This window comes from Nitrosomonas ureae, from assembly GCF_001455205.1.
Lineage (GTDB): Bacteria > Pseudomonadota > Gammaproteobacteria > Burkholderiales > Nitrosomonadaceae > Nitrosomonas > Nitrosomonas ureae.
The window spans coordinates 1,750,213-1,776,724 of the sequence record NZ_CP013341.1; the positions used below are offsets into that span (position 1 = coordinate 1,750,213).

Here is a 26,512-nt window from a genome sequence, read left to right on the forward strand (position 1 = left end):
TCTAACCTATAAATAAAATTAACTAGCTATGTCTACACAAGCAAGGGAAATACTTGAAAAATACTGGGATAAGGAAATACCTATCGATCCCATAAAGTTAGCCAATGCGTTGGGCGCTGAGGTAAAGGCTGATCCCGATTTGGCCACAAGTGGGGAATTCAACTGCACTAACGATGGCCCTTTAATTCAGTACAATAATACAGAATCAAAGGTACGTCAGAGATTCACTATAGCTCATGAACTTGGACATTTTGTCCTTGGGCATGGTGGGGCGTATCGAGATAACCCTGAAGAATTTTCGTTAGCCAATCATGATCCCTTAGAAATTGCAGCAAACCGATTTGCAGCGGAATTGCTTATGCCTGAAGCCGTTATAAATCTTTTAATTTTTAAAAAAGGAATAAAGGATATAGCCAAGCTTTCTAGTATGTTGCAAGTTTCTCAGATTGCCATGCAATTTCGTTTAAAAAATCTTGGGTTGATAAGCTGAAGTGAGTGAGCGTTCTTTCTTAAAGAATCCTATTAAAGTAATAAATGATTTATCTTCAAGCGATCCACTACCAAATTTTAAGCAAGAGTTAATAGCTGAAGAACTTCTGGAAATTCAGAATCGAAATATATTTAAAAGTTGGCTTTTCTGGGGTATTAGTAGTGCATTCGTAACGACTTTTATATTGCTAATAACGTTTATAAGTTTTCGTATTTCCATACAATCCTTTGGTGAAACAATTCCTCTGCCTGAGCGGTTAACTATTATCGGTATTTTAGCCGCAATTAGTATTGTTCTACCATTAGCATTGTTGCGCGTAATTTATACTGCCCCAAAAACCAAAGATGATTCCGGAGATAGTGTTTCGATCTGGCAAAGCCTCTTTAAAGAACTAATTGATATTTTTAGAAAATATTTAGAAAACAAAAGCCATTAAAACCTGGTGATACAAATAGCATTAAAGTTTAAAATTATTATTTATTGACACCCCATCCATTCAGGATTATTCTTTCTTTAAGTGCTCAAAACACTCAACAAGCGGACATACCCGCGCCCGATAGTCGTGGCTTTTTTGCGTCCAAATTTTGTTATGGCCGGGCGTTAGGCTAATAAAATACCTGCTTGCGGGAAATATGCCAGCCGTCTTGTTGCGGTTTTGAGCACCTGGCCGCCCAACAAAGGGCAATCATCAAAAAATCAACAAGGAGTCAATCATGACAACTATATCTACCCGTGCACCCGCACGTCGCAAAACCAAATCAGTTACAAAACCCACACATTTAACCTACGAGCTACGCAGAAAAAAGGCAAAGAAAGAAATACTTGATTTCATGGAAGCCAATCCATGGGATAGTCCGGCAATGAAGATAGTAGGGCATGTATGCCCTTGGGGCGATCCAGTAACTGGAATAAAAGAAATCCGTCGCTTGCTTGGTGAATCCATCGCCAAGTGCAAAGTAATTCCATTTCCTGTCGGTGGCAAGCGCGGCCTTAAAATTTCTAAAGGGGCTTAATCATGAAAATAAAAGCCCCTATCACATTAGATTTATTTCCTGCACGCAGAAATTACAAGGCAGAATTAGAAGAAGTTAGTGCGCTTGCTTTGCCGTTTGTATCAAAGCAAGATCGGTCTAAGCCTGGTAAAAAATATTGGGACGTAAAACCCATAAACGACTACAGTTTGGCTTGTAATATTGGCGCTGAGTATGCTGCGCACTTCGTTCAGTATCTAAAGAATAATCCTAATGATGTAGAAATTAATCTTCTTGGCTCAATAGTTGAAGATATGGATTTCACCGATGATTCATGCGCGAAAGGATATCATGTTGGATTTTTTACTTATCTTGAATTTCTGCTTTATAAGAGTGTAAAGAAAAGAAAAGTTTTCCATGATCTGGATAAACATCGCGATAAATGCCGGTTAGAAGAATAAAACTTTTAATAAACCCGTCCGAGTGGCGGGTTTATTATTGTTTGAAGCTGTTTTTAGTTGTTGGGTAGTATGTGGGGTTTATAATTAATCGTTTTGTAACTTATTGATTTTATTGATGCGCTGGCGGAGAAAGCGGGATTCGAACCCGCGGTACGGTTTAAGCCGTACACACGCTTTCCAGGCGTGCACCTTCAGCCACTCGGTCACTTCTCCAGGGTGCTAATCAGCAGGGGGCAAAGAATAAACCAGTTCTTGGTTTCGGGCAAATTTGTTTTGTGTTGAGTAGATTTGAAGAAATTGAATTCAGTCCAAATATTTCCAATTGGAGAAAGTGGCGCCTTGTCCAATTGCTGTGCCGTCAGGTTTGTGTATATTCCAAATGGTGGCTTGATTAACCAGAAAACGTTTTCCTGTGCTGGAAATCCTGATACCGCGATAATTGGAAATGTAGCCTTGTATTTTAGCTTGTTGCAGCATGCGTGTACGTTCTTCACGGTTGGGTGACTCAGCTGTGAGGCGTGAGGGTGTTTGTGTGAATTGTTGCCAATCCATGGCCCATAAATTAAGGGCTGCCTGGTTACCATAATTTAATATGGGATCAGCTTCCGCGCCATGCGATGCCACAACAAACGCACTGTTGAACAGTCGCTCGGCTTGTGTCAGCAAAGTGCCGCTACGATCCATTAGCTCCAGTTTGGTCCAGTGAACATAGCTGTCGAGAAGATATTGACACCAGTTTATGACGTTCGGATTGGTCCAGTGGGCTTGCATTGCTCATGAAGGGGCGGAAGAAGGTTATGAGTGTAACGCACACGATTGTGAAATGACAACTACTTAGTCGTCCCTGAAAAACCCCATCAATCGCTATATTTGTATCAGTGGTTTCAAAAGATGGTTTGTCAATAAAGTAAACGAACAGGCTAATTTTGATCTATCAAAGAATCTGTGAAACTTGTAATCTTCGCCACGGGAAGAAAAACAAAAAAATGGGCAACAGCCATTAGTTTGAGATTCCAGGCGGCAGCCATCAGCAGGTTAATGCGATCACCCACAGCACCCTTCAAATAGTTTCTCGTCATGCGATAATCCGATTTCAAATGGCCTATGATGGGTTCAATCGCGGCACGCCTCCTGCATTGTTTTCGCTTCTTGTCTTTCTGGTACCGGGTATCTTTCTTGAGTCCTTTTCCAGGCAAAATGATCTGGGTTCCATTGACAAGACCTCTGCACAACCGCAAGAATTTTGCTGTAGCGACAGAGAAAATTTTCCAAGTGACACTTGTTGCACGTCACTTTAATAGAAAGTGGAGTTTTTTCCTTTTTTTAGGTGAATTTTTCCCCCTTATGTAATATTTGGACGGATCGCTCCCCTTAATGGTTGGTCTACGAAGATTTTGTTGGCTGCTTTCTTTAGATTCATGCAGATACTTTTCAGTATGACTTGGGCGTTGACTTTCGTCGTACCGAAGTAGCTGGCGCGTTCCATTCTGAATAAGCGTTTGATTGTGCCGAAACACTGTTCGACAATATAGCGTTTTTTACTGATCAATTGATTCGCCAGCTTCTGGCGTGACGAGAGGGGTTTATTCTTGTACGCGCGATGCATGATTGCGCTCTTGATCTTTTGCTTTCTTAGAAATTGCCGATTGGCATTGCTGGCGGATCCCTTGTCGGCATACACCCGATTCGCCTCGATATGCGCACCATCGATAGCGGCTTCGAAATGCATCATTTCGCTCTGGTTGGCAGGGGCGGTGTGAACCCCGCGCACATAGCCGTCTTGTGCGTCCACCACCAGGTAACTGCGGTAGCCAAACTGCGACTTCCTGCCTTTCTTTAGCCAGGTCGCATCCGGATCCGCGCTTTGTTCTTCGATACAGTTGATTCCAGGTTGACTGCCATCTTCAAACTGAACAACCTTACCTTCTTCGGCATCCACTTCCAGTGTGATGGTCTTTTTAGGGCGTGCCGCTGACTCAATCAGCGTGGCATCAATGACCGCTCCTGTCGCACCCTTGATCATCAATCCGTGGCATTGAAGCTGTTCATTAATAGAGGCCAGCAGATCATCTAGCCGGTCGTTGGTTATTAGCCGGTTACGGAACCGGCATAAAGTGGTTTCGTCCGGTATCGCATCCGACAAGGACAGTCCGCAAAATTGCAGAAAATCAATGCGTACACACAGTGCTTGCTCCAACGCAGCGTCCGATAAACTATGCCACTGACCTAGCAGGATCGCTTTGAACATCAACAACCCATCAAACGGCTCTTGGCCTCCACCATGCGATAACTCGCGCTTGTATAAACCCGTAAGTTTCGGACGTAATTCCTCCCACTCAATTAGGGCTTCAATCTTCAACAGAACATTATCTCGATTCAATCGCTCTGCTTTCCAGTGTTCCAAAACTCATCTGCATCTTTTGCTCCAACTGTCTTTTAACCCCCTCTATTTTAGTTGGTTATTGCACTGGCAGGCAAGGTTGTGCAGGAATCTTTTGACTTCACGTTTGCCACGGTAGCCGCGATCGCATACGGCTTGCTTAGCGGCTCTCCCGCGCGATTGTTCCACATGACGCAATATTTCCGGTAACGTATGACTGTCATGTCGGTTTTGTTCATGACTGACAACACCGACAATCAAATTGCTTTTTGCGGTACTGGCTATCGATGCTTTACTGCCGTATTCGTATTGTTTGTGATCTTTTCCCTTGGCCACACAGTACACTTGCGATTCATGCAGCGAGTAGATCTTGTTTTTATCCTTCGGCTGTTGCGCAAGAATCCGTTCATACAAGAGAAAATCCCTTTGGTAGCACTCGAACAAACAGTGTTGCGGTAATTGCCTCCCGAGCTCCCGCATCAAAATACCGGCAATGGTTCTAAGCCGCTTCAGGGCACGTTTGGCTTGCGCTCGTTTGGTAACGTGACGGAAATGCCGGATCGCCAGCCGCAATGATTTGACTTCCTTAACAAAGGTACGTCGTTGTGTAACACCATGCACTTTGCCAATCTTGTTCAGGCGATTGATGATCTTAATTGCAAGCTTGCTGTCGGTCGGGTATGTGATGTTCTTCTCTTGGACCGTCGTATCTACATGGATGACATCTTCCTGTGCCAAGTCTCCATGCAGACCAACGCTCATTTGAAAAATCCGGTCTACGCCTTCAGCGCCAATGCGCTTACGAAAGTGAACCAGTGCCGTGCTGTGGCAGGGCAATTTTCGCTGGAATTCTTTCAGACCACAAAATGCCTGGTAGTACGGATTGCGCTTCCATTGCAATACCACCGATTCGTCACTCAGATCCTCTAACTGTTTCAGTATCAATAGCCCACAACCATCAGTCGGATCGGTTTACTGGGCGCTCCTGTCAACGCCGTGTAATGAATCGAGAATGATTCTTCAAACGCTTGCCATGGTATCGCCGATGCAAGCTTCAGCAATGGGTCAGCAGGATCAAGCTGCATCAACAAATCTGTTCCAAACAAATTCGGTGATGAATCGTACTGCTACGTCTTGGCATTCTTAATCACCATTTCAACCAGAAAATAACCGTCATTTTAATATTTTCGGTCGTTATAGTCATCGCAATCAATAGAATCTATCCCTAATATCAATGGCTTGGTGATATTTCAGGGGCGACTAGGTAGATCGACTCAGGTCGAGCGATTTCAGGTTTCGTCGAGAGTTACTTAATTTTCTCTTTTTAGCACCGTATTTACTGCGCGCGGTAATGTATCAGGATAATCCTTGCTGTAGTGCAATCCCCGGCTTTCGTGACGTAGCAATGCACACCGCACAATCAGATCGGCACTATCAACCAGATTGCGTAATTCCAGTAAATCGCTGGTGACACGGAAGTTGGTATAGTATTCATTGATTTCTTCGCGCAGTAGCTCAATTCTGTGTTGTGCGCGCTGTAATCGTTTTGTGGTGCGTACGATACCAACATAATTCCACATAAAACGGCGTAATTCATCCCAGTTATGTGCAATCACGATTTCTTCATCGGCGTCTGTGACACGGCTTTCGTCCCAATCCGGAAGTTTTGGCAATTCATTTGTGGGTTGATTGATAATGTCGCTTCCTGCCGTCTGAGCCAATACTAAACATTCCAGGAGGGAATTGCTGGCTAAACGGTTGGCACCATGTAATCCGGTGTGCGCGGTTTCTCCGATTGCATATAGGTTGCTCAAATCGGTCTTGCCATGATTGTCGGTGATCACGCCGCCGCAAGTGTAGTGAGCGGCAGGAACCACAGGGATTGGCTCTTTGCTAATATCGATACCTAATTTTAAACAGCGGGCATAAATTGTTGGAAAATGCTTTTTTAAAAAATTTTCAGGTTTGTGCGATATATCTAAATAAACACAATCCAATCCTCTTTTTTTCATTTCAAAGTCGATGGCACGAGCCACAATATCACGTGGAGCAAGTTCGCCGCGCTGATCGTGCCAAGGCATGAAGCGTTCGTCACTGGGAAGTTTTAATAATCCACCTTCACCACGAACAGCTTCACTGATTAAAAAAGATTTTGCGTGAGGATGATAAAGGCAGGTTGGGTGAAATTGAATGAATTCCATGTTGGCAATTCGGCAGCCCGCCCGCCAGCCCATTGCAATGCCATCGCCGGTAGCTGTATCGGGATTGGTAGTGTAGAGATAAACTTTACTGGCACCCCCGGTTGCCAGTACGGTATTTTGTGCAGCAAAGCTTATTACTTTATCTTTTTTCTTGTCAAGAATGTATGCACCAACGCATCTTTTATTTCGGTCTTTTGTGTAATCAGTTAATCTATCATCGGTTATCAGATCGATAGCAATATGATGCTCTAGAACAGTGATTTTCGGATGCAATCGTATTTTTTGAATGAGCGCTTGTTGTACGGCTTTACCAGTAGCGTCGCCACTGTGAATGATGCGTCGTGTGCTATGGCCTCCTTCTTGAGTTAAGTGATAGCCGGTTTCGCTTGTTTGGTCGCAGGTAAAGATTACTCCTTGAGCGATCAACCAATGAATCGCATCAGCCGCATTTTCGGTTACGAAGCGTGTGATGCCTTCATCACATAAACCACTTCCGGCAATTAAAGTATCTTGAACGTGTTGTGACGGGGAATCTTCATTTGAGAGCGCCGCTGCTATACCGCCTTGTGCCCATGAACTGGCTCCAGATTCGGCAGTTTGTTTGGTTACAATACAAACCTTCTGGTGTTGCGCTAAATGTAGCGCTAGTGAAAATCCGGCTAATCCGCTACCGATAATGAGTGTATCGTAATTATTGTCAGTCATTAAGCTGGGTTTTATTTTTATGATTAGTAAATTGAATAATAACAGACTCAGAATACCTCATCCTGGGTACATTGGGTTCAGTTTCATTGATTATGTTCAATCCAAATAGTGAACTAATCAGTAGGGTTAAGTGTCTTTTAAAACGATAGATATAGAATTACATAGTTCCCGAGATTCATTTGGATAGGTATACTTATTCATTTGTGTCATTATGGTGCCTATAATGGAACAAGAATAAGTTTAAATTTATTTAAAATGCTCAGGGATATCAAGTTGTATGGGTGATCGGGAGATCGATCAGCAGTTAGTAGAACGAGTTCAAAGCGGGGATAAGCAGGCATTTGATCTGCTGGTGATTAAGTATCAGCGCAAGTTGGCTCGTTTGTTGTCGCAATTTATACGCGATTCCGCTGAAGTTGAGGACGTTACGCAGGAAGCGTTTATTAAAGCATATCGAGCATTATCTTCATTTCGAGGAGATAGTGCTTTCTATACGTGGTTATATCGCATCGGCATTAATACTGCAAAAAATTTCTTGGTATCTCAAGGGCGGAAATTACCAACTTTGCAAGGTTTCGATAATGAAGATGCTGAAGACTTTGAAGATGGTGGTTTGCTAAAGGAAATGAATACACCTGAGAGTGAACTGATGAGTCAGGAAATTGCTCAAACAGTTAATCAGACGTTGGATTCATTGCCGGAAGAATTGCGTACAGCGATTGTTTTAAGAGAGATTGATGGGTTGAGTTATGAAGAAATTGCCAATATCATGAATTGCCCTATTGGAACTGTACGGTCGCGAATATTTCGTGCACGTGAAGCAATTTCGGAACAATTACGCCCTTTGTTAGGGACAAGTAAAGATAAGAGGTGGTAATGTGAAAAGTAAAGTATCTGCATTGATGGATGGCGAGCTTGATCAACAGGATGTTACCAATGTTATTGAAGCTATCAGAAAAGATGATAATCTACAGAACGAGTGGAGATCTTATCATTTGATTGGCGATACGCTCCGAAAGTCATCCCGACTGTCCATGAATATATCTTCCAGAGTCAGTCAAAAATTAATAACCGAACCCACAGTACTTTCTCCCAATATAACAAGCGCAATCCAAAAACAGAAGTATAAAGTGTTTACACTCGCGGCTGCTGCTTCTGTTGTTGCAATGATTTCTGCCGGTCTAATTATGAATAATTTGTATAAACCGCAGCAAATAACGATTGCTGAGCAATCGAATCAGGAAAACAGTCTAAGTGCCGCTCCCATTATGGTTTCATCCCCACCTCTAATCCATAATTATTCGCATCCCCCAGTTGAAATTAATGATTATTTGTTCGTGCATAGGGAGTTTTCCCCGGGAATTACGATGCGTGGGCAAGCGAGCAATATTCATAACGTTGAATATCACGAAAGATATGGTAGATGATTAGTCGCAGTATTATCTCGTTGTTATGTTTTATAGCATTTGGTATTCAAGTTGTACTAGCCCAGGAGTTGCCCCGCTCATCTGAAGGTGCGCTTGAGTGGCTGAAAAAAATGGCCGAAGCTCCTCGTCGGCATAACTATTCCGGAGTATTCATTTATTATGCGGATAATCATATAGAGGCATCACGCATTGTTCATAAAAATGATCAAGCTGGCGAACATGAAAGAATTGAAGTTTTAGATGGATCGCCGCGAATAGTTTTGCGTATTAACGATGAAATGAAATGTTATTTGCCAGAAAGCAAAAAAATATATACCGAGAAACGTTGGTTCCGAAAATTTTTCCCAGATATTCTTCCACAGCCATTTGGTAACCTTGATGAGAATTATTACATCAAAGAGGTCAAACGCGAGCGCATAATTGATCACGAAAGTCAGATTATTTCTTTGATACCAAGGGATTCTTTACGTCATGGTCATCAATTCTGGATAGATACCCAAACAGGTTTGCTATTAAAAAGTGCTATCATGGATGGCGGTCAAATTATTGAACAATTTGCATTTGCACAGCTAGAAATCGACGGAGAAATACAATCCGATTTATTGAAACCTAACTCATTCATGACGCAAGAGGATTGGAAGGTAACCAATCTATTGACCTCTGTCATCGGAGAAGGAAAATTAGAATGGAAAATCAATAACTTACCTTTTGGTTTTAGAAAATTAGTTGAAATGAAGCGCAATTTGACTGAGAAACCAGTGTTTGTAGATCATATTGCTTTATCCGATGGACTTGCAACAGTATCTGTATTTATTGAGTCTATGGCAGAAGATACGCCCACGCCTGCATCGGGCTTCTTTAAAGATCGCGGCGCAATCAATATCTATGTGCGCGTGCTGGAGGGTAATAAAATAACTACAATAGGCGAGGCTCCAATGGAAACCATAAAATTAATTGGAGATTCTGTTATCAAGATTAATTAAGTCATTTAATTTTATATATTTTACTATTCCTTCATAGAAGTATAACAGTAATAATCTTTATTTAACTTCATGATTTAAATTTGAATACTTATGCAAGATCATGATCGTTAATCATGTATATCAGCATTTATTTTTTACATAAGCGTATAGTAAGGATAAGAGGTATGTTTCAATTAATAATAATTCCATTCATTTTGTTTTCATCGGTAACCTTTGTCCAAGCCGCCGAACTACCTGATTTTACGGGACTAGTTGAGAAACATGGTGTTGCAGTCGTGAACATCAGTGCTGTACAGAGTCTAAATGTGATGAATAATCAGATAATTCCTGAAATACCAGGAATTCCGGAGAATTCACCATTTTATGATTTTTTTAGAAGACATATACAGCCTTTCCCCGGGCCAAGAAAGTCTGAGCCTAAGTCGCTGGGATCAGGTTTTATTATTAGTTCGGATGGTTATATTCTGACAAATGCGCATGTGGTTGAAACTGCTGATGAGATAACCGTAAAGCTTAATGATAAAAGAGAGTTTGTCGCTGAAATTATTGGTACCGATCGTAAGACCGATATAGCATTGATTAAAATTAGCGCTAGTGATTTGCCTGTAGTTGCACAAGGAAATCCCGAAAATCTTAAGGTGGGTGAGTGGGTGATTGCGATCGGTTCTCCATTTGGTTTTGAACATAGCGTGACCGCGGGCATTGTAAGCGCTAAAGGACGTTCTTTAGCACAGGAAAATTATGTTCCATTTATACAAACTGATGTTGCAATTAACCCAGGAAATTCAGGCGGGCCATTGTTTAACATGAAGGGTGAAGTAGTTGGAATTAATTCTCAAATTTATAGCCGTACGGGCGGATTTATGGGATTGTCTTTTGCTATACCGATCAATGTTGCCACTGAAATTGCCGATCAGTTAAAGATTAGCGGTAAGGTAAGCCGAGGAAGAATTGGTGTAATGATTCAAGAAGTAACTAAAGAATTGGCAGAATCTTTTGGATTAACGGATAGTAGAGGAGCATTAGTCGTTTCTATTGAGAAAAATGGCCCTGCAGGAAAAGCCGGGGTTCAAGCCCGTGATATTATTCTGAAGTTCGATGAAAAGGAAGTTTTAACATCTTCTGATTTACCCCGCATAGTGGGCAATACTAAGCCAGGCTCAAAAGTAACCATTCAAATGTGGCGGGATGGTGCTTTAAGAACAGTTAAGGTTGAAGTTGGAGAAACACTTTCTGATGAGGGATCAGAAAGCCGCAAACTTAAGCAAAGCAAAAAACCGGATACTTCTAATCGTCTTGGGTTGGCATTAAGTGAAGTTACCGATGAGCAAAAGAAACAGTTGGAGATTGCCAATGGTTTGCTGGTTGAAGACATGCAATCCGGTATTGCCAGTCGTTCCGGAATTCGTATCGGGGACATTATCCTGGGATTTAACAGTAAAGATGTAAAAAGTGTCGCGCAGTTTAATGAACTGCTCAATCAAGTTCAAAGTGGAAAAAATATTGCCTTACTTGTAAAAAGAGGGGAGATCACAACTTTCATTACAATGAAACTCTCCGACGATGACAAAGAAAATTGAGTCTAACTCTTTTCACACTGATCAAACACGGGAGCTGATCATCTATGGCCGCGAAGATTGTCATCTTTGCCAAGATATGATGTTTGCGCTGCAGAATTTGCAGCAGCAAGTATCATTCGATTTCAAGGTTGTTGATATTGATTCCGATCCACAGCTGGTTGCGCGCTATGGAGAAAAAATTCCAGTATTGATTTCACCGCTTACCAATCAAGAGATTTGTCATTATTTTCTTGATTTAGCAGCTTTAGATGATTATCTTGGTAAATTTCGTTAGAATGCTGCCTCTTTAATTGCCAATATAATATTTAAGTTTTCAGCTTGGCTAGTGAGTTATTAGTGCTCTGCTGAAAATATACTCTCTATTTTTTATACCTTGATGCAGCATATCCGTAATTTTTCCATCATTGCTCATATTGATCACGGCAAGTCAACACTGGCGGATCGTATTATTCATCTGTGCGGTGGTTTATCCGATCGTGAAATGGAGGCGCAAGTATTAGACTCTATGGATCTGGAACGTGAAAGAGGCATTACCATCAAAGCCCAAACAGCGGCATTAAGCTACAAAGCAAAAAATGGTGAAACTTATTTATTGAATTTAATTGATACACCGGGACATGTAAATTTTTCTTATGAAGTTTCGCGCTCATTAGCTGCCTGCGAGGGTGCACTTTTGGTAGTTGATGCTTCCCAAGGTGTTGAGGCACAAACCGTTGCCAATTGTTATACAGCGATTGAGCAAGATGTTGAAGTTGTTCCAGTTCTAAATAAGATTGATCTTCCCGCTGCTGATCCGGAACGTGTCATCAGCAACATTGAAGAAGTAATTGGAATCGATGCGCAAGATGCGGTCAAAATCAGTGCAAAAACAGGAGAAGGTGTAGCAGATGTTTTAGAAGCTTTGATCGCTAAAATACCCGCACCGAAAGGTGATCCGAGCGCGCCTTTAAAAGCCTTAATTATTGATTCCTGGTTTGACAACTATGTCGGTGTCGTGATTTTGGTCAGAGTGATGGACGGTAAGGTAAAACCTGGCGATAAGATATTGCTGATGGCCAGCAAAGCTGTGCAGTTATGTGAGCAGGTAGGGGTGTTTGTGCCAAAGTCAGTTTATCGTGATTTGCTCAGCGCTGGTGAGGTGGGTTTTATCATCTCGGGTATCAAAGAATTGAATATAGCAAAGGTAGGAGATACCGTAACTTCTGCAATTCATCCTGCGGCAAATCCTCTTCAGGGTTTCAAAGAAATAAAACCACAAGTATTTGCCGGTTTATATCCCGTAGAATCCAATCAATATGATGCGTTACGTTCTGCATTGGAAAAGCTGAAGCTGAATGATTCGTCACTACATTTTGAACCGGAAGTATCTCAGGCATTGGGTTTCGGCTTCCGTTGCGGTTTTCTTGGGTTGTTGCATATGGATATTGTGCAGGAACGCTTAGAGCGCGAATATGATATGGACTTGATTACGACAGCCCCTACTGTTGTTTACCAAGTATTGATGCGTGATAGCACGGTGATTGAAATTGAGAACCCGTCAAAAATACCAGATCTGTCAAAAATTGCCGAGATTCGCGAACCCATAATTACTTCAACTATTATTGTGCCGGAAGAATATGTTGGCGCAGTGATTACCTTGTGCGTTAGTAAACGTGGAAATCAAGTGAACATGCAGTATATGGGTAAGCAAGTCATGCTGACCTACGAAATGCCACTGAATGAAGTTGTTATGGATTTTTTTGATCGATTGAAATCGACCAGTCGCGGTTATGCTTCTTTGGATTATGAATTCAAAGAGTTTCGTGCTTCCGATTTAGTAAAGCTGGATGTATTGATTAACGGCGACAAGGTCGATGCGTTGTCTTTGATCATTCATCGAAGTAGCAGTCAGTATCGGGGGCGTGAATTAGTGCAAAGAATGCGCCAATTAATTCCCCGTCAGATGTTTGATATTGCCGTACAAGCTGCTGTGGGCGCCCATATTATTGCACGCGAAACAGTCAAGGCATTACGAAAGAATGTGTTGGCAAAATGCTACGGTGGCGATATCTCACGTAAACGAAAGTTGCTGGAGAAACAAAAAGCAGGTAAAAAGAGAATGAAACGGGTTGGCAATGTGGAAATTCCACAAGAGGCGTTTCTGGCAATTTTGCAAGTCGATAATAAATAATAATGATGAGTAGAAAAATTTTTTTTCCGCAGGATTTTAGGTTGAATTTAAACGTATACATAATAATTCAAAACAGCACTCCTTATGCACAATCAAAGGAAATTGCATGAATTTTCCGTTGATACTTTTAATTCTGCTTGTAATTACCGGTAGTATTTGGTTGTTAGATATTATTTTCTGGAAAAGAAAGCGCGAACCGAATGAGAATGAACCATGGTGGATCGAATATCCCAAAAGCTTCTTTCCTATTATTTTGATTGTTTTTAGTTTGCGTTCTTTCGTCATTGAGCCATTTAAAATTCCATCAGGTTCAATGTTACCTACACTATTGATAGGCGATTTTATTCTTGTAAATAAATATATCTATGGTATAAGGCTACCAGTCATTAATAAGAAAATTTTGGAGATGGACGAACCCAAACGAGGGGATGTATTGGTTTTCCGTTATCCTGAAGATCCATCAATTGATTACATCAAACGAGTAGTCGGTGTCCCGGGTGATGTTATTACTTACCATAATAAGCAGTTAATTATTAATGGGGAAGTGATAAAAATGGAATACGAGGGCGACTATAAATATGTCGAATCCGGGTTGGGATATATTTATTCCGATCGTTATTCGGAATATTTAGCTGATGAAAGTCATTTCATTATTATTAGTCCAGATATTAAAGGTATCCAGTTTTCGAACGTTCGGCAATTTGAATTCCGTGATAACTGCAAGTATCGTCGTACCGGCTTTACTTGTGAAGTACCGGCTGGAAATTATTTTACCTTGGGAGACAATCGTGATAGCAGTAGTGATAGTCGTTATTGGGGGTTCGTGCCTGAGGAAAATATTGTTGGTAAGGCATTCATGATTTGGTGGAATTTTGGAGATCTTAGTCGTATCGGATTGTCGATTAAATAATAAGCTTTTTTCTATGAGGTGAGATGTGAATTATCACAAGATGTCACTGAAACAAAAAGGTATTGGTTTGGTCAGCTTATTAATGTGGTCCGTGGTTCTGGTATTGATTGTTATCACTAGTTTGAGAATTGCGCCGGCTTATATAGAATACTCAGCAATTAAAAAGAATCTATCGGCCATTGCTAAAGACACAAGTTTGCAAAATACGAATCTAAACCAAATAAGACTGGCATTTAGTAGGCGTGCTCAGATTGATGATATTAAGTCTATCAGTGGTCAAGATATTAAGATAAGTAGAGAAAATGGACGGGTGATTTTGAGTGTCGGCTATACAGAAAAAATCCCGCTATTTTCCAATGTATCTTTAAGCATTGATTTTGAAGCAGTGAGCGACTAGTACTTGAAAGATTATGCGAGATGAGACAATATCAAATGATACCCGACAGTTACTGGATGTATTCTGTGAACGTCTAGGATATTGTTTTAATCAATCCCAATTGTTGCAAACGGCGTTAACTCATCGAAGCCACAGTACTCCCCATAATGAACGTCTTGAATTTCTGGGTGACGCGATATTGAACTGCGTAATCTCAGGAATAATTTATAAGCATTTTCCAGAATTGCCAGAAGGGCACTTGTCCCGGCTTCGCGCCAATTTTGTGAATCAAAAGGCATTGTCGAGCATTGCGCTTAATTTACAAATGGATAAGTTGCTCCGACTAGGTGAAGGCGAGCTAAAAAGCGGTGGCTGTCATCGCCCATCGATTCTTGCAGATACTTTTGAAGCCTTGTTGGGTGCCATTTACCTGGATAGTGATTATGCAAAGGTGGAAACAGTAGTTATGGCAATCTATTTACCTCTGATACAAGATATTGATCTTAAATCACCTGCTAAGGATCCTAAAACTTTATTGCAAGAATTTTTACAAAGCCAGAAACTATCATTGCCAGAATATCTAGTGGTTACAACCAGTGGTAAAGCGCATAAACAAAAATTCAAAGTGGAATGTGTAATATCCACATTAAATATTCGAACTGCAGGTGAAGGCACCAATCGCCGGAGTGCCGAACAAGTGGCTGCAAAATTAGCCTATGAAAAAATTTGCTTGCAGCATACGCACTAAATTAATAGTGTTTAATAAGCTAATTATTACCTACAACACTTCAGAATGACCCTTCATGCCAATTTTCGTACTGGTTACGTAGCAATTATTGGTCGCCCCAATGTGGGTAAATCGACTTTGTTGAATAAGCTGGTGAAACAGAAAATCAGCATTACATCAAAGAAAGCGCAAACCACTCGTTTCAGAATTAATGGTATTTTGACAGATAAACAGACACAATTTGTTTTTGTTGATACGCCGGGTTTTCAAACACACTATACCAGTGGCTTAAATGCCGCAATGAATCGAGTGGTGACCCAAAGTATGCGCGAGGTGAATGTTATATTGTTTGTCCTTGAAGCGATGTGCCTTGATCAACGCGATATCGCGGTGCTCAAAATTCTACCCGCGAATGTTCCGATTATTTTAGTGGTCAATAAAATTGATAAATTGGCAGACAAGAATCGACTATTGCCATTTCTGGGTGAAGTAGCTCAAGTAGTTAAATTTTCTGACATCATACCGGTGAGCGCGATGTATAAAATTCAGCTAGCGGAGCTTCTCAATACCATTCGCAACTATTTACCTGTTAGTGAACCTTTATACGATAAGGATGAAATTACAGATCGCAGTGAGCGTTTTCTTGCCGGAGAATTTATTCGTGAAAAATTATTTCGCCTGGTTGGTGATGAGATTCCTTATTCGACCAGTGTTGTGATTGATCAATTTAAGTTGGAAAATCATCTGCACAAAGTGTATGCCACCATCCTGGTTGATAAACCTAATCAAAAAGCAATTATTATTGGAAAGAAAGGTGAGAAGCTTAAACAAATAGCAAGCCAGGCGCGAAAAGACATGGAATTGTTGTTTGGGGAGAAAGTGTATCTGGAAGTTTGGGTTAAAGTTAAAGGTGGTTGGGCTGATAGTGAAAGTGTGCTAAGAAATCTAGGGTATGAATAAACCATTAAGCATTGCTTGCATCTTGGGAGTCTCAGAGAATGATTGAACTAGGTGTCAATATTGATCATGTGGCGACATTACGACAAGCACGCGGAACGAAATATCCGGACCCGATTGAAGCGGCATTGATCGCCGAATCTGCCGGGGCTGATGCGATTACTTTACATCTACGCGAAGATCGACGGCATATTCAGGATCGTGATGTGGAAATTTTGCGTAACCGGCTGACGACTAGAATGAATCTGGAAAGTGCAGTGACCGATGAAATGATTACTATCGCGCTTAGAATAAAGCCCCACGACATTTGCTTAGTGCCTGAGAGACGTGAAGAGCTAACAACGGAAGGGGGTCTCGATGTTGTGAAGCATTTCGATCAGATCAAGCGTGCATGTGAGAAACTGGGAGAGGCGGGGATACGTGTTTCATTGTTCATTAATGCTGATGCGCTACAAATTAATGCTGCAGCCCGAGCGGGTGCACCTGTTATCGAAATCCATACCGGCAGCTATGCTGATGCACATTCATTTGACGCGCAGGAAAAGCATTTTCTTGAGGTTCAGGAAGCCGTTGGTCTGGGTCGGAACCTTGGTCTGAAAGTTAATGCCGGACATGGTTTGCATTATGAAAATGTTCAAGCCATTGCAGCCATTCCTGAAATTTCGGAATTGAATATTGGGCATGCAATTGTTGCCAGAGCGATTTTTGTTGGTTTTAAACTTGCTGTACAAGAAATGAAACAACTCATGCTCGAGTCGCGTAAATGATCTATGGTATTGGAACCGATATTGTCGAATCAGCAAGGATTGCACAATCGTTGAGTCGTTTCGGCGAGCGCTTTGCGCAGCGTATATTAACCGATAGCGAGTTGCAAGAGTATCAAACGAGTAGTAAGCCAATACTTTTTCTTGCTAGTCGCTTTGCGGCTAAAGAAGCGTTATCCAAAGCGATGGGTACAGGGTTACGGCACCCGGTTAATTTGACATATATCACGATTACTCACAATGTTTTGGGGAAACCATTTTTCCAATTTCACCCTGAACTCAATCAATTACTTTTCGACCATGGAATCACGCAACATCATCTTTCTATTAGCGACGAAGTGAATATGGTTTGTGCTTTTGTCGTATTGGAGAAATAATCGTGCCACTGGGACCAGTGATGCTCGATATTTCCGGAACACAATTATCCGAAGATGAAATCAAGAGGCTCTTACATCCCCTCACAGGGGGCGTCATTCTTTTTACCCGCAATTATGTAAACCATCGTCAATTGACTGAATTGACGCAGCAGATCCATGCGCTACGAAGTCCGCATTTGCTGATTGCGGTTGATCATGAAGGTGGGCGTGTTCAACGTTTTCGGGAAAACTTTACAAAACTCCCTGCAATGCGTGAGTTGGGAAAAATTTGGGATAAGCAATCGAGCCGGGCTCGGCACTTAGCTAAACAGGTTGGTTTCGTGTTGGCGGCTGAGTTAAATGTTTGCGGTATCGATTTCAGTTTTACACCGGTGTTGGATCTGGATTATGGGAAAAATTCTGTAATCGGTGATCGTGCCTTCCATCATGAGGCCGATGTTGTTTCGGACTTGGCGTATAATTTGATGCTCGGACTTAAGAAAGGCGGTATGCCGGCAATAGTAAAGCATTTTCCGGGACACGGTTATATTCAGACTGACTCGCATTTGGAAAAATCAATTGACCCACGTCGATACACTGAGATTGAAGCGGATGATTTAGTTCCATTCCAACACATGATTGATTCGGGAGTGGCTGGGGTAATGCCAGCACATATTATCTACTCAGAAATCGATTCCAAACCTGCCGGATTTTCGAGAATCTGGTTACAAAACATTTTACGTAAGGAATTACAATTCGAGGGTTGTATTTTCAGTGATGATTTAAGTATGCGTGGCGCTGGAGATTATTTGGAATCTATGCCTTCACGTGCGCAAGCTGCGCTCGATGCGGGTTGCGACATGATATTAATCTGCAATAATCCTGCAGGGGTCGACGAAGTTCTACATGGATTGCGTTGGGAAATGTCAGCGACAAGCCTTTCCCGGTTGGCACGTTTGCATGCCAGAAATAATACCGGTTCGATAATAAAATTGCGTGAAAATGGTGAGTATGTACAGGCAGTACGTGAAATCAGCATTATTGGATGTGAAAGTGGTGAGTTGCCGTTACAGTAAATTGTATTTATTTCTCAAAGCGAACTATGTACAGCCTATTTTGTTTTAAAATTACCTCTTAGAAAAAATTTCACATAAGGTCTAATTATGTTAGAAACATTCGATGTGGCAATTATTGGCGCTGGCCCAGGAGGTTATGTTGCGGCAATTCGTTGTGCGCAGTTGGGCTTAAATACGGTTTGTATTGATGAGTGGAAAAATTCAAGGGGTAAAGCCAGCCTTGGCGGGACCTGCCTGAACGTCGGTTGTATTCCTTCCAAAGCTTTACTGGAATCTTCTGAGAATTATTTCAAGATTCAGCATAAAATTTCAGCACATGGGATTTCTGCAGAAAATGTTTCGGTAAATATTCCGGCCATGATTGCGCGCAAAGACAAAATTGTCACCACGTTTACCGCCGGCATTACTTCACTCTTCAAAAAGAATAAGGTTAAGTCGATGCATGGTAGGGGAACGTTGCTGAATCGGGAAGAATCCATCAATGCTTGGAAAATAAAAGTTGACAATAGCGATGCTACTGAAACAATCGAGGCAAAGCATGTGATTGTAGCGACTGGTTCGATACCACGGCAATTATCTTTTGCGCCAGTCGATAATGAGATGATTCTGGATAATGCCGGTGCTTTAGCTTTGATGGAAGTACCTAAGCGGCTGGGAGTCATTGGCGCAGGGGTGATCGGACTTGAGATGGGTAGCGTATGGCGCCGATTGGGTGCTGAAGTCACTATTCTTGAAGCAATGCCCGGATTTCTGATGGCAGCCGATGAACAAATTGCTAAAGAAGCAAAAAGTATTTTCGCCAAAGAACCTGGTTTGCAAATCAACACCGGTGTCAATATCAAATCGGTTAAGGTATCCGGTAACTCTGTAGTCGTTGGTTATGGTGATTCCAACAATCAGGAACAGGTCATGGAAGTTGACAAACTGATTGTGGCCATTGGTCGCATTCCCAATACTATTGGATTGGGTTTGGAAGAGAATGGTTTGTCAGTAGATGAACGGGGATTTATTATTGTTGATCAGAATTGCCGGACTAATCTGACCAATGTATATGCAGTGGGTGATGTGGTTCGAGGGCCTATGCTGGCGCATAAAGCATCCGAAGAAGGCGTGGCTGTTGCGGAAATGATTAAGCATCTTGAAACAAATCAAACCAGTGTGGATGAGGCAATAGATTTCAATACGATACCCTGGGTTATTTATACGGCGCCCGAAATTGCGTGGGTAGGAAAAAACGAACAGGAATTAAGAGCAGCTGGTATTGCTTATAAGGCTGGCCAATTCCCATTTATTGCGAATGGACGTGCACGTGCCATCAACGAGACCAGTGGATTTATAAAAATTTTGGCTGATGAGAAAACTGATCGTGTGCTGGGTGTGCATATGATTGGTCCGCATGTGTCAGAGCTTATTTCAGAGGCGGTTATGGCGATGAAATTTTCAGCCAGCAGTCAAGATATCGCCTGCATTGTTCATGCTCATCCGTCTTTATCAGAAGTTTTTCATGAAGCTGCACTCGGCGTGGATAAGCGTACTTTGCATATTTAACGGGTTATAGTTCAGCACTACTTATCCAAGCACATCAAATCTATATTTTAGAAACAATTATTTTTATCAGGATTAACACTGCATGACCATTGAAGATGGTGAATACCACCCGCTTTATTGACTAAATAATCAGCTCTCAGTTGTTTGTTTTGCTCTACAGTTAAAGAAGCTTTCTCTGGTATAAATCTTTCTTCGCTCCAGAATCTGATTCTGCAAAATTCATCATTGGGATTGCAGAGTCTATTAATAGCCGCACTATAGATCGTTTTGTCAGTATACTTACTATGATCAATCAGCACTAAATGCACAAATTTCCCTGAAGCTCCTAATTCCACAGTACGCACAACCCGCCACCCAATACCGCTTTCCAGCTGTGAAACAGATTCAGCTGCAGGTTTATCTTCTTCATGTTCATGTTCCTCGTCTCCATGAGCAAAGACACTAAGCGGCAGAACAAGTAATGTTAATAAAAAGAAGTCTAATACTAATTTGCGCATAAATTCTCCTCGGCAAAATGCCAATTCATTATTCTATAAATATGTAGCTCTTCGATTGCTTCTAACTTATTGCTTCCAGATTAATTCCTCTACTTAATCTGGATGATGCTTGCAGCGGGCGAGTATACTCGAAAATTTGATTATGAACATTATTGAAAATTTAATTTTGCTAATAAAGCATTCGGTATTTAACCGGGTCCGAGAGATGAAATTTTAATAACTTTATTTCAAAATTATGGATATTTAGTCTTGATAGATAAGAAATGTTCTTTATTATGTGTAGTGTTTTTGCACGCTGAGGACTATATAACCCAGAACTCATGATTTTTTATTTTTGGAAAATTTAGCTTTGAATCAAAATTTTTTGAATTTTTATAGTGAATCAATTCATCCAATTCAATTAATTATTTGTAGCAGCTAGTTGTTTCGGTTAGAATCCATTTCTTTCAGGCGCGTAGCTCAGTTGGTTAGAGCACCACCTTGACATGGTGGGGGTCGTTGGTTCGAGTCCAATCGCGCCTACCAATTATCAAATAATAATCTTCTGTTATTTTCGATTGAATGGGTTGAGAATTAATGACACCTATCCAGCTTGCGTCACTCCAAGAAAAATGAGTGGAATGATACGGGTTTTATAATTCTTGACTAACGTTTCCGAGAATGGGGTATGTATGCAACTTACATATCTGCCAGGACTCAATGACATTAATTTGCAAGATTGTAGCCAGAGATCGGAGCTAAATAGAAGCGGAATCAGTATGTGCTATTGAATTTTATCGGGAGAAAATTATGCAATATTTTATAGTTATTAGTACCAAGAGCTTATTAAATGCATTGTTGATCGGTATCTTAATGCTGCAAACAGTTTCTTATGTGATGGCAGAAAAAATTGGTAGCGTTTCTACTAAGTTCAAAGTGTTAGGTGCAAACGATAAAATTGTCGTTGAGGCATTTGATGATCCGGATATTGCCGGAGCTACCTGTTATCTGAGTCGAGCCAAAACAGGGGGGGTCAGTGGGATGGTAGGGATTGCTGAAGATACTTCGGATGCCTCAATTGCATGCCGGCAGATTGGTCCGATTTCTTTGCCCGAGAAAGTAAAAAATGGTGACGAGGATGGCGCAGAAGTTTTTAAAAAGAGCACATCGCTATTATTTAAATCGTTACAGGTAGTACGATTTTATGACGCCAAAAGAAATGTTCTCGTTTATTTAACTTATAGCGACAGAATTATTGAAGGATCGCCCAAAAATAGTATTTCAATAATTCCAATTACCCCGTGGCATTAAGTAACCAGAGCGAGTGAAATAAATTAATTGCATTGATGGTATTTAAGAAAACCTAATATTATAATTACCAATCATTTCTTTCTAATTGTTCACCTTGGCAACATTATCTTCCATGCAATTATTTGCTTTTGGAATCAATCATAACACCGCGCCACTGGATGTGCGCGAGCAAGTTGCTTTTCCTGAAAATACGATGGAGCATGCATTACGCGATCTGGTTGGGCGTAATCCAATAAAGGAAGCTGCCATCGTTTCCACCTGTAATCGCACTGAAGTATATTGTTGCACCGAAAGACCGGAAGATGCTGTCATATGGCTGGCTGATTTTCATCATTTGCCGACTCGTGAGTTGGATCCCTACATATACAAATTGCCACGCGAACAGGCCGTGAAACATGCATTTCGGGTTGCCAGTGGTTTAGATTCGATGGTATTGGGTGAACCGCAAATACTGGGACAGTTAAAAAGTGCGGTTAAATCTGCAGAACATGCCGGGACACTAGGATTATTATTGCATAAGTTATTTCAGCGCACGTTCTACGTTGCTAAGGAAGTTCGAACCTCGACTGAAATAGGTACTAGTTCTGTATCAATGGCTGCGGCGGCTGCGCGCTTAGCTGAACGAATTTTTGGTGATATTGCCGAGCAGCGGGTTTTGTTTATCGGCGCGGGTGAAATGATCGAATTATGCGCTAATCATTTTGCGGCACGTAATCCCAAAAAGATCACGGTTGCCAATCGGACTACTGAGCGCGCTGAAGCATTAGCTAATCGTTTCAATGCACAGGCTATTACTTTAAGCGAATTGCCCGAGCAATTGGCACTGCACGATATTGTGGTAACTTGTACAGCAAGCCCTTTGCCCATACTGGGTAAAGGCATGGTGGAGCGCGCAATTAAAATACGCAAACATCGACCGATATTTATCGTTGACCTCGCTGTGCCGCGGGATGTTGAGTCCGAAGTTGCAGAACTCGATGATGTTTTTCTATACTATGTCGATGATTTATCCGAGATCGTTAAGGAAGGACTGGATTCACGTCTTAATGCGGTTACACAGGCTGAAACTATCATTGATTCGAATGTGGTCGATTTTATGCGCTGGTTTGCCACGCGTGAAATGGTTCCCACAATTCGCGCGTTGCGAGATCAAGGTGAACGTTATCGTCGGCATGAGTTGGCTAGAGCCACCAAATTGCTTGAAAAAGGTGAAGATCCAAAGAAAGTTATAGAGGCTTTAAGCACTGGTCTAACAAATAAATTCTTGCATATGCCTTCCAATGCTTTAAATCAGGCAGCAGCGGATGAGCGTGAAGAATTGGTCGAATTGATTAATCGACTATATCAACTGCACCGTCCCCAATGAACAAAAATATCATGGACCGGCTCACTCGTCTGAGTGTGCGTTTGGACGAATTAAATCATTTGCTGAGCAGCGAATCTGCAACTGCAGACTTGGATCACTATCGTAAGCTTACGCGTGAGCATGCTGAAATTGTTCCGATTGTTGAGCTTTATCGGTCTTATCAGCAATTCGAGTGTGATGTGCAAACAGCGCGGGAGATGCATGCGGATTTGGATATGCGTGAATTTGCCGAGACTGAAATTCAAACTGGAAAAGAAAAACTGATTCAGATCGAATCGGAAATACAAAAGCAATTACTTCCGAAAGATCCCAATGATGAGCGCAATATTTTTCTGGAAATCCGCGCAGGAACGGGAGGGGATGAATCCGCTCTGTTTGCAGGAAACTTGTTTCGCATGTATTCACGCTATGCAGAAAGACAACGTTGGCAAGTGGAAATTATTTCGCAAAGCTTGTCGGAAATTGGCGGATATAAAGAGATTATCGCTAAAATTATTGGTTACGGCGCTTATTCGAAACTTAAGTTTGAATCAGGTGGTCACCGTGTTCAACGTGTGCCCGTAACTGAAACTCAAGGTCGTGTGCATACCTCTACATGTACCGTGGCTATTATGCCTGAGGCCGATGAAGTGAGTGAAGTGGTTTTGAATCCCGCGGAATTACGTATCGATACCTTTCGTGCTTCCGGTGCGGGCGGTCAGCATATCAATAAAACCGATTCCGCCGTGCGCGTGACTCATCTACCCACCGGGATCGTTGTAGAGTGCCAGGATGGACGTTCGCAGCATAAAAACAAGGCACAGGCATTGAGCGTGTTGGCGGCGCGCATACATGACAAACAAATGCGCGCACAGCACGCGGAACAAGCAGCTGCACGGAAATCATTGGTGGGTACCGGCGAACGCTCGGAACGGATTCGTACCTACAATTTTCCCCAGGGACGGGTGACCGATCATCGTATCAATCTTACTCTCTATAAGATGGATCAAATTATGGATGGGGACATCGATGAGCTTTGTTCGGCGCTCATGGCCGAGCATCAGGCTGAGTTGTTAGCTGCATCAGTACAAGAATAATCATTGCCTGCTGATCGTTCTAAATCATTGCTATGCCACCACCTGTGACAATTTCGCAAGCATTGGCTGCGGCATACTCTGAAATTGACAGTATTGATGCAATTCTATTGCTACGGCATGTGTTATCCGTGAATCATGCTTTTCTGCTGACTCACCCTGATCAAACGCTGACTGTACAGCAATTCGAGAAATTTTCCAGCTTGGTTCAGCAGCGTGTTGAAGGCTTGCCGGTGGCGTATTTAATCGGGGAACGTGCATTCTTCGATTTAACGTTTAAAGTCACGGAGGCTGTGTTAATTCCTCGTCCTGAAACTGAATTACTGGTTGAGTGGGCACTTGAGCTGATACCGTCTCAAAAATTTTGTAAAGTGCTGGACTTGGGTACAGGCAGCGGTGCGATCGGAATTAGCATTGCCAAGCATCGCTCTCAAGCTCAAGTTATTGCAGTTGATTTGTCTCCGGCTGCTATCGATGTCTGTCAACGCAATGTAGAGATTCTGGAAGTGGCTAATCTAAATGCCATCAGGGGAAATTGGTTTGATGAACTTTCAGGGGAGAAATTTGATCTGATTGTATCAAATCCACCTTATGTGGCTGAGGATGATCCTCACTTGCAACAAGGCGATCTGCGATTTGAACCGGAAATGGCTTTGTCCGCGGGGGAACACGGTATGGCCTGCATTACTCATATTATTAATGCGGCACCTGGTTATCTGGGTAAGGAGGGATGGCTATTACTGGAACACGGTTATGATCAGGCTGAGGCTTGTCGGCAATTGTTACGTGATAAGGATTTTAGTAATATTTGTTCTTATCCGGATTTGGCTGGCATAATGCGGGTAAGTGGCGGTCAACTGAGTTCGTCAATTTAAACCATAAAATTACATTATGGTTCTAATGTACTAATTAATTAGTTGTTTTCTTGTTCTTTCCGTGTAAAACTTTTGGGAATAATCTTTTGGAGAAATTAATACTATGAACGTTGAAGATTTAATCGAACAGCAAATTACTGCACATCCGGTGGTGCTTTATATGAAAGGTACTTTGGATCAACCGCAATGTGGTTTCTCAGCGAATGCTGTGAATATTCTTAAAGCTTGTGGTGTTGATGACATTTTTTCGGTTGACGTTCTGGCAGATCCGGAAGTCAGACAGGGTATCAAGGATTTTTCCAATTGGCCCACTATTCCCCAACTCTACGTGAATGGTGAGTTTATCGGCGGTTCGGATATCGTAACTGAGATGTATCAATCTGGAGAATTGCAGAAACTGTTCGAAAACTGATTTAGTTAGAATAATGAGCCACGATTCAGGGTGTTTACAGCTATAAAAAACTGAATCGTGCAAGGAGGCTTAGCACTAATTGATTGCCGTGGCAATAATCCAATAACGGGCAAACTTACCCACTGCAATAAATAATAGCGCCCATAACCAATTGGCTCGTAACCATCCAGCAGCCACGCATAACACATCACCGATCAGAGGCGCCCAGGATAAAAGCAGAATAGGGGTGCCGTGCTGGCGTACCCATTCCAGACTTCGCATACTGCCACCCAATTTTTTATGCAATGTTTTTTCATCCGGTAGTAACCGGCCAATGAGATACGAACTCATCCCGCCCAATGTATTGCCGATAGTTGCCAAAATAAGCGCTTGCCAGTGGAGATCAGGATATGCCAGCAAGACACCTACAAGAACAGCTTCCGACCCGCCTGGAAGAAGAGTGGCAGCCAGGAAACTGCTGGTGAATAATGCCAGCAGACTCGATTGTTCATCCATAACATGATCCGGAATTAAAAAGTTTTATAGTTTAACTTGATATTTTGTACAACGATAAAGATATCGCAAGGAATAACATGGCAAGGTACTCATTCGTCAGGATTCTGGAGGCTATCCATCCAATAACGATGCGATTCTATCGCTGGCTTTTGAAGATAGATGCTGAGACGCGTTCAATGCCGAACTAAGTAGTCTCATAGATTATGAATCGTGTGAGTAGAAAAGCTCTCAGAAATTACATTTGGCTATTTAACCTGGAGGCTTTGAATCGATGTATGAAATCGACTCGGCGATTAGATTGAACGCAGGCGGTTACAAGCTTGTTGGTGGTTACCCGGAAAACAGGATTCCATATTTCAGGATATTAAATTGCTTCCAACTGACGCTGGAAGCAATTTATCAACTTAAGAAATCAATAATAT

Annotated in this window: 28 protein-coding genes, 2 tRNA genes and 2 pseudogenes; 24 read left to right on the forward strand and 8 right to left on the reverse strand. The window is 41.9% G+C overall.

What is annotated here, in order from left to right:
- The first annotated feature begins 28 nt into the window (after window positions 1-28).
- The 4 genes from ATY38_RS07910 (at window position 29) to ATY38_RS07925 (ending at window position 1,922) form a co-directional block, all read left to right on the forward strand.
- A complete protein-coding gene (locus tag ATY38_RS07910) occupies window positions 29-490 on the forward strand; it encodes an ImmA/IrrE family metallo-endopeptidase (RefSeq protein ID WP_062558827.1) in 462 nt (153 codons plus the stop codon).
- Between the two features lies 1 nt (window position 491).
- Window positions 492-926, forward strand: coding sequence for a hypothetical protein (locus tag ATY38_RS07915; RefSeq protein ID WP_062558828.1), 435 nt, complete (start codon window positions 492-494; stop codon window positions 924-926).
- 277 nt (window positions 927-1,203) lie between these two features.
- Complete coding sequence (locus tag ATY38_RS07920) at window positions 1,204-1,503, forward strand: hypothetical protein (RefSeq protein WP_062558829.1); 300 nt, start codon at window positions 1,204-1,206, stop codon at window positions 1,501-1,503.
- 2 nt (window positions 1,504-1,505) lie between these two features.
- Complete coding sequence (locus ATY38_RS07925) at window positions 1,506-1,922, forward strand: hypothetical protein (protein ID WP_062558830.1); 417 nt, start codon at window positions 1,506-1,508, stop codon at window positions 1,920-1,922.
- A 121-nt stretch (window positions 1,923-2,043) separates the two neighbouring features.
- Here ATY38_RS07925 and ATY38_RS07930 read toward each other — a convergent pair.
- From ATY38_RS07930 to nadB, 6 genes and pseudogenes are all read right to left on the reverse strand, one after another.
- Window positions 2,044-2,135, reverse strand: a tRNA-Ser gene (locus ATY38_RS07930).
- Between the two features lie 90 nt (window positions 2,136-2,225).
- The gene (locus ATY38_RS07935) at window positions 2,226-2,693 is read right to left on the reverse strand and encodes an MEKHLA domain-containing protein (RefSeq protein WP_062558831.1); all 468 of its coding nucleotides are present in this window, start codon (window positions 2,691-2,693) and stop codon (window positions 2,226-2,228) included.
- Between the two features lie 163 nt (window positions 2,694-2,856).
- Window positions 2,857-3,067 (reverse strand): annotated as a pseudogene (locus tag ATY38_RS07940) (IS5/IS1182 family transposase); the annotation flags it as partial.
- A gap of 197 nt (window positions 3,068-3,264) precedes the next feature.
- Complete coding sequence (locus ATY38_RS07945; protein ID WP_062558833.1) at window positions 3,265-4,326, reverse strand: IS5 family transposase; 1,062 nt, start codon at window positions 4,324-4,326, stop codon at window positions 3,265-3,267.
- 93 nt (window positions 4,327-4,419) lie between these two features.
- Window positions 4,420-5,443, reverse strand: a pseudogene (locus ATY38_RS15470) (IS5 family transposase); the annotation flags it as partial.
- A 169-nt stretch (window positions 5,444-5,612) separates the two neighbouring features.
- Window positions 5,613-7,208: an L-aspartate oxidase gene (gene nadB, locus ATY38_RS07955; RefSeq protein ID WP_062558834.1), complete on the reverse strand. Its 1,596-nt coding sequence runs from the start codon at window positions 7,206-7,208 to the stop codon at window positions 5,613-5,615.
- Window positions 7,209-7,485: 277 nt separating this feature from the next.
- Between nadB and rpoE the strand changes: the two genes are divergently transcribed.
- The 14 genes from rpoE (at window position 7,486) to lpdA (ending at window position 20,082) form a co-directional block, all read left to right on the forward strand.
- Window positions 7,486-8,085, forward strand: a complete 600-nt coding sequence (gene rpoE / locus ATY38_RS07960) for an RNA polymerase sigma factor RpoE (RefSeq protein WP_013646992.1) — start codon at window positions 7,486-7,488, stop codon at window positions 8,083-8,085.
- Between the two features lies 1 nt (window position 8,086).
- On the forward strand, window positions 8,087-8,635 hold the full coding sequence (locus ATY38_RS07965) for a sigma-E factor negative regulatory protein (RefSeq protein WP_062558835.1): 549 nt from the start codon (window positions 8,087-8,089) through the stop codon (window positions 8,633-8,635).
- Entirely contained in the window at window positions 8,632-9,618 is a 987-nt protein-coding gene (locus tag ATY38_RS07970) for a MucB/RseB C-terminal domain-containing protein (protein ID WP_062558836.1), read from the forward strand. The genes ATY38_RS07965 and ATY38_RS07970 overlap by 4 nt, the downstream gene beginning before the upstream one ends.
- 164 nt (window positions 9,619-9,782) lie before the next feature.
- Window positions 9,783-11,198, forward strand: a complete 1,416-nt coding sequence (locus tag ATY38_RS07975; RefSeq protein WP_062558837.1) for a DegQ family serine endoprotease — start codon at window positions 9,783-9,785, stop codon at window positions 11,196-11,198.
- Window positions 11,182-11,472, forward strand: a complete 291-nt coding sequence (locus tag ATY38_RS07980) for a glutaredoxin family protein (protein WP_062558838.1) — start codon at window positions 11,182-11,184, stop codon at window positions 11,470-11,472. Before ATY38_RS07975 ends, ATY38_RS07980 begins: the two co-directional genes overlap by 17 nt.
- Window positions 11,473-11,571: 99 nt before the next feature.
- Window positions 11,572-13,368, forward strand: coding sequence for a translation elongation factor 4 (gene lepA / locus ATY38_RS07985; RefSeq protein WP_201011883.1), 1,797 nt, complete (start codon window positions 11,572-11,574; stop codon window positions 13,366-13,368).
- A gap of 106 nt (window positions 13,369-13,474) precedes the next feature.
- A complete protein-coding gene (lepB, locus tag ATY38_RS07990) occupies window positions 13,475-14,278 on the forward strand; it encodes a signal peptidase I (protein WP_062558840.1) in 804 nt (267 codons plus the stop codon).
- Between the two features lie 40 nt (window positions 14,279-14,318).
- A complete protein-coding gene (locus tag ATY38_RS07995; protein ID WP_235590217.1) occupies window positions 14,319-14,675 on the forward strand; it encodes a DUF4845 domain-containing protein in 357 nt (118 codons plus the stop codon).
- 13 nt (window positions 14,676-14,688) lie between these two features.
- Window positions 14,689-15,402: a ribonuclease III gene (gene rnc, locus ATY38_RS08000; RefSeq protein ID WP_062558842.1), complete on the forward strand. Its 714-nt coding sequence runs from the start codon at window positions 14,689-14,691 to the stop codon at window positions 15,400-15,402.
- Between the two features lie 45 nt (window positions 15,403-15,447).
- Window positions 15,448-16,341, forward strand: a complete 894-nt coding sequence (era, locus tag ATY38_RS08005) for a GTPase Era (protein WP_062558843.1) — start codon at window positions 15,448-15,450, stop codon at window positions 16,339-16,341.
- Window positions 16,342-16,379: 38 nt separating this feature from the next.
- Entirely contained in the window at window positions 16,380-17,105 is a 726-nt protein-coding gene (gene pdxJ, locus ATY38_RS08010; RefSeq protein WP_062558844.1) for a pyridoxine 5'-phosphate synthase, read from the forward strand.
- Window positions 17,102-17,479 carry a holo-ACP synthase gene (gene acpS / locus ATY38_RS08015; RefSeq protein ID WP_062558845.1) on the forward strand — a complete coding sequence of 126 codons (378 nt, stop codon included), beginning with the start codon at window positions 17,102-17,104 and terminating at the stop codon, window positions 17,477-17,479. The genes pdxJ and acpS overlap by 4 nt, the downstream gene beginning before the upstream one ends.
- Window positions 17,480-17,481: 2 nt before the next feature.
- The gene (gene nagZ / locus ATY38_RS08020) at window positions 17,482-18,534 is read left to right on the forward strand and encodes a beta-N-acetylhexosaminidase (protein WP_062558846.1); all 1,053 of its coding nucleotides are present in this window, start codon (window positions 17,482-17,484) and stop codon (window positions 18,532-18,534) included.
- Between the two features lie 87 nt (window positions 18,535-18,621).
- A complete protein-coding gene (lpdA, locus tag ATY38_RS08025) occupies window positions 18,622-20,082 on the forward strand; it encodes a dihydrolipoyl dehydrogenase (protein WP_062558847.1) in 1,461 nt (486 codons plus the stop codon).
- Window positions 20,083-20,129: 47 nt separating this feature from the next.
- Here the strand turns inward: lpdA and ATY38_RS08030 are convergent, their stop codons facing one another.
- Window positions 20,130-20,579, reverse strand: a complete 450-nt coding sequence (locus ATY38_RS08030; RefSeq protein ID WP_062558848.1) for a hypothetical protein — start codon at window positions 20,577-20,579, stop codon at window positions 20,130-20,132.
- A gap of 448 nt (window positions 20,580-21,027) precedes the next feature.
- Between ATY38_RS08030 and ATY38_RS08035 the strand changes: the two genes are divergently transcribed.
- The 6 genes from ATY38_RS08035 to grxD all read left to right on the forward strand — a co-directional run bounded on the left by ATY38_RS08035 (window position 21,028) and on the right by grxD (window position 25,595).
- A tRNA-Val gene (locus tag ATY38_RS08035) sits at window positions 21,028-21,104 on the forward strand.
- Between the two features lie 264 nt (window positions 21,105-21,368).
- Window positions 21,369-21,869: a CreA family protein gene (locus ATY38_RS08040; RefSeq protein ID WP_062558849.1), complete on the forward strand. Its 501-nt coding sequence runs from the start codon at window positions 21,369-21,371 to the stop codon at window positions 21,867-21,869.
- Window positions 21,870-21,981: 112 nt separating this feature from the next.
- Window positions 21,982-23,235 (forward strand): glutamyl-tRNA reductase, encoded by a 1,254-nt coding sequence (gene hemA, locus ATY38_RS08045; RefSeq protein ID WP_062558850.1) that lies wholly within the window; start codon window positions 21,982-21,984, stop codon window positions 23,233-23,235.
- Entirely contained in the window at window positions 23,232-24,311 is a 1,080-nt protein-coding gene (gene prfA / locus ATY38_RS08050) for a peptide chain release factor 1 (RefSeq protein ID WP_062558851.1), read from the forward strand. Before hemA ends, prfA begins: the two co-directional genes overlap by 4 nt.
- A gap of 32 nt (window positions 24,312-24,343) precedes the next feature.
- Complete coding sequence (gene prmC / locus ATY38_RS08055) at window positions 24,344-25,183, forward strand: peptide chain release factor N(5)-glutamine methyltransferase (protein ID WP_062558852.1); 840 nt, start codon at window positions 24,344-24,346, stop codon at window positions 25,181-25,183.
- Between the two features lie 103 nt (window positions 25,184-25,286).
- Window positions 25,287-25,595, forward strand: a complete 309-nt coding sequence (gene grxD, locus ATY38_RS08060; RefSeq protein WP_062558853.1) for a Grx4 family monothiol glutaredoxin — start codon at window positions 25,287-25,289, stop codon at window positions 25,593-25,595.
- A 75-nt stretch (window positions 25,596-25,670) separates the two neighbouring features.
- Here the strand turns inward: grxD and ATY38_RS08065 are convergent, their stop codons facing one another.
- Window positions 25,671-26,090, reverse strand: coding sequence for a YqaA family protein (locus tag ATY38_RS08065; protein ID WP_062558854.1), 420 nt, complete (start codon window positions 26,088-26,090; stop codon window positions 25,671-25,673).
- Window positions 26,091-26,512: the final 422 nt, after the last annotated feature.

What these genes read in the sequence shown, in the direction of transcription:
- acpS (WP_062558845.1), top strand. Translation starts at nt 17,102, where the DNA reads ATGATCTATGGTATTGGAACCGATATTGTCGAATCAGCAAGGATTGCA.
- rnc (WP_062558842.1), top strand. Translation starts at nt 14,689, where the DNA reads ATGCGAGATGAGACAATATCAAATGATACCCGACAGTTACTGGATGTA.
- prfA (WP_062558851.1), top strand. Translation starts at nt 23,232, where the DNA reads ATGAACAAAAATATCATGGACCGGCTCACTCGTCTGAGTGTGCGTTTG.
- lepB (WP_062558840.1), top strand. Translation starts at nt 13,475, where the DNA reads ATGAATTTTCCGTTGATACTTTTAATTCTGCTTGTAATTACCGGTAGT.
- ATY38_RS08065 (WP_062558854.1), bottom strand. Translation starts at nt 26,090, where the DNA reads ATGGATGAACAATCGAGTCTGCTGGCATTATTCACCAGCAGTTTCCTG.
- prmC (WP_062558852.1), top strand. Translation starts at nt 24,344, where the DNA reads ATGCCACCACCTGTGACAATTTCGCAAGCATTGGCTGCGGCATACTCT.
- ATY38_RS07925 (WP_062558830.1), top strand. Translation starts at nt 1,506, where the DNA reads ATGAAAATAAAAGCCCCTATCACATTAGATTTATTTCCTGCACGCAGA.
- ATY38_RS07975 (WP_062558837.1), top strand. Translation starts at nt 9,783, where the DNA reads ATGTTTCAATTAATAATAATTCCATTCATTTTGTTTTCATCGGTAACC.
- nadB (WP_062558834.1), bottom strand. Translation starts at nt 7,208, where the DNA reads ATGACTGACAATAATTACGATACACTCATTATCGGTAGCGGATTAGCC.
- hemA (WP_062558850.1), top strand. Translation starts at nt 21,982, where the DNA reads ATGCAATTATTTGCTTTTGGAATCAATCATAACACCGCGCCACTGGAT.
- ATY38_RS07995 (WP_235590217.1), top strand. Translation starts at nt 14,319, where the DNA reads ATGTCACTGAAACAAAAAGGTATTGGTTTGGTCAGCTTATTAATGTGG.
- ATY38_RS08040 (WP_062558849.1), top strand. Translation starts at nt 21,369, where the DNA reads ATGCAATATTTTATAGTTATTAGTACCAAGAGCTTATTAAATGCATTG.
- rpoE (WP_013646992.1), top strand. Translation starts at nt 7,486, where the DNA reads ATGGGTGATCGGGAGATCGATCAGCAGTTAGTAGAACGAGTTCAAAGC.
- ATY38_RS07910 (WP_062558827.1), top strand. Translation starts at nt 29, where the DNA reads ATGTCTACACAAGCAAGGGAAATACTTGAAAAATACTGGGATAAGGAA.
- ATY38_RS07920 (WP_062558829.1), top strand. Translation starts at nt 1,204, where the DNA reads ATGACAACTATATCTACCCGTGCACCCGCACGTCGCAAAACCAAATCA.
- lpdA (WP_062558847.1), top strand. Translation starts at nt 18,622, where the DNA reads ATGTTAGAAACATTCGATGTGGCAATTATTGGCGCTGGCCCAGGAGGT.
- grxD (WP_062558853.1), top strand. Translation starts at nt 25,287, where the DNA reads ATGAACGTTGAAGATTTAATCGAACAGCAAATTACTGCACATCCGGTG.
- ATY38_RS07970 (WP_062558836.1), top strand. Translation starts at nt 8,632, where the DNA reads ATGATTAGTCGCAGTATTATCTCGTTGTTATGTTTTATAGCATTTGGT.
- era (WP_062558843.1), top strand. Translation starts at nt 15,448, where the DNA reads ATGACCCTTCATGCCAATTTTCGTACTGGTTACGTAGCAATTATTGGT.
- ATY38_RS07980 (WP_062558838.1), top strand. Translation starts at nt 11,182, where the DNA reads ATGACAAAGAAAATTGAGTCTAACTCTTTTCACACTGATCAAACACGG.
- pdxJ (WP_062558844.1), top strand. Translation starts at nt 16,380, where the DNA reads ATGATTGAACTAGGTGTCAATATTGATCATGTGGCGACATTACGACAA.
- ATY38_RS07935 (WP_062558831.1), bottom strand. Translation starts at nt 2,693, where the DNA reads ATGCAAGCCCACTGGACCAATCCGAACGTCATAAACTGGTGTCAATAT.
- ATY38_RS08030 (WP_062558848.1), bottom strand. Translation starts at nt 20,579, where the DNA reads ATGCGCAAATTAGTATTAGACTTCTTTTTATTAACATTACTTGTTCTG.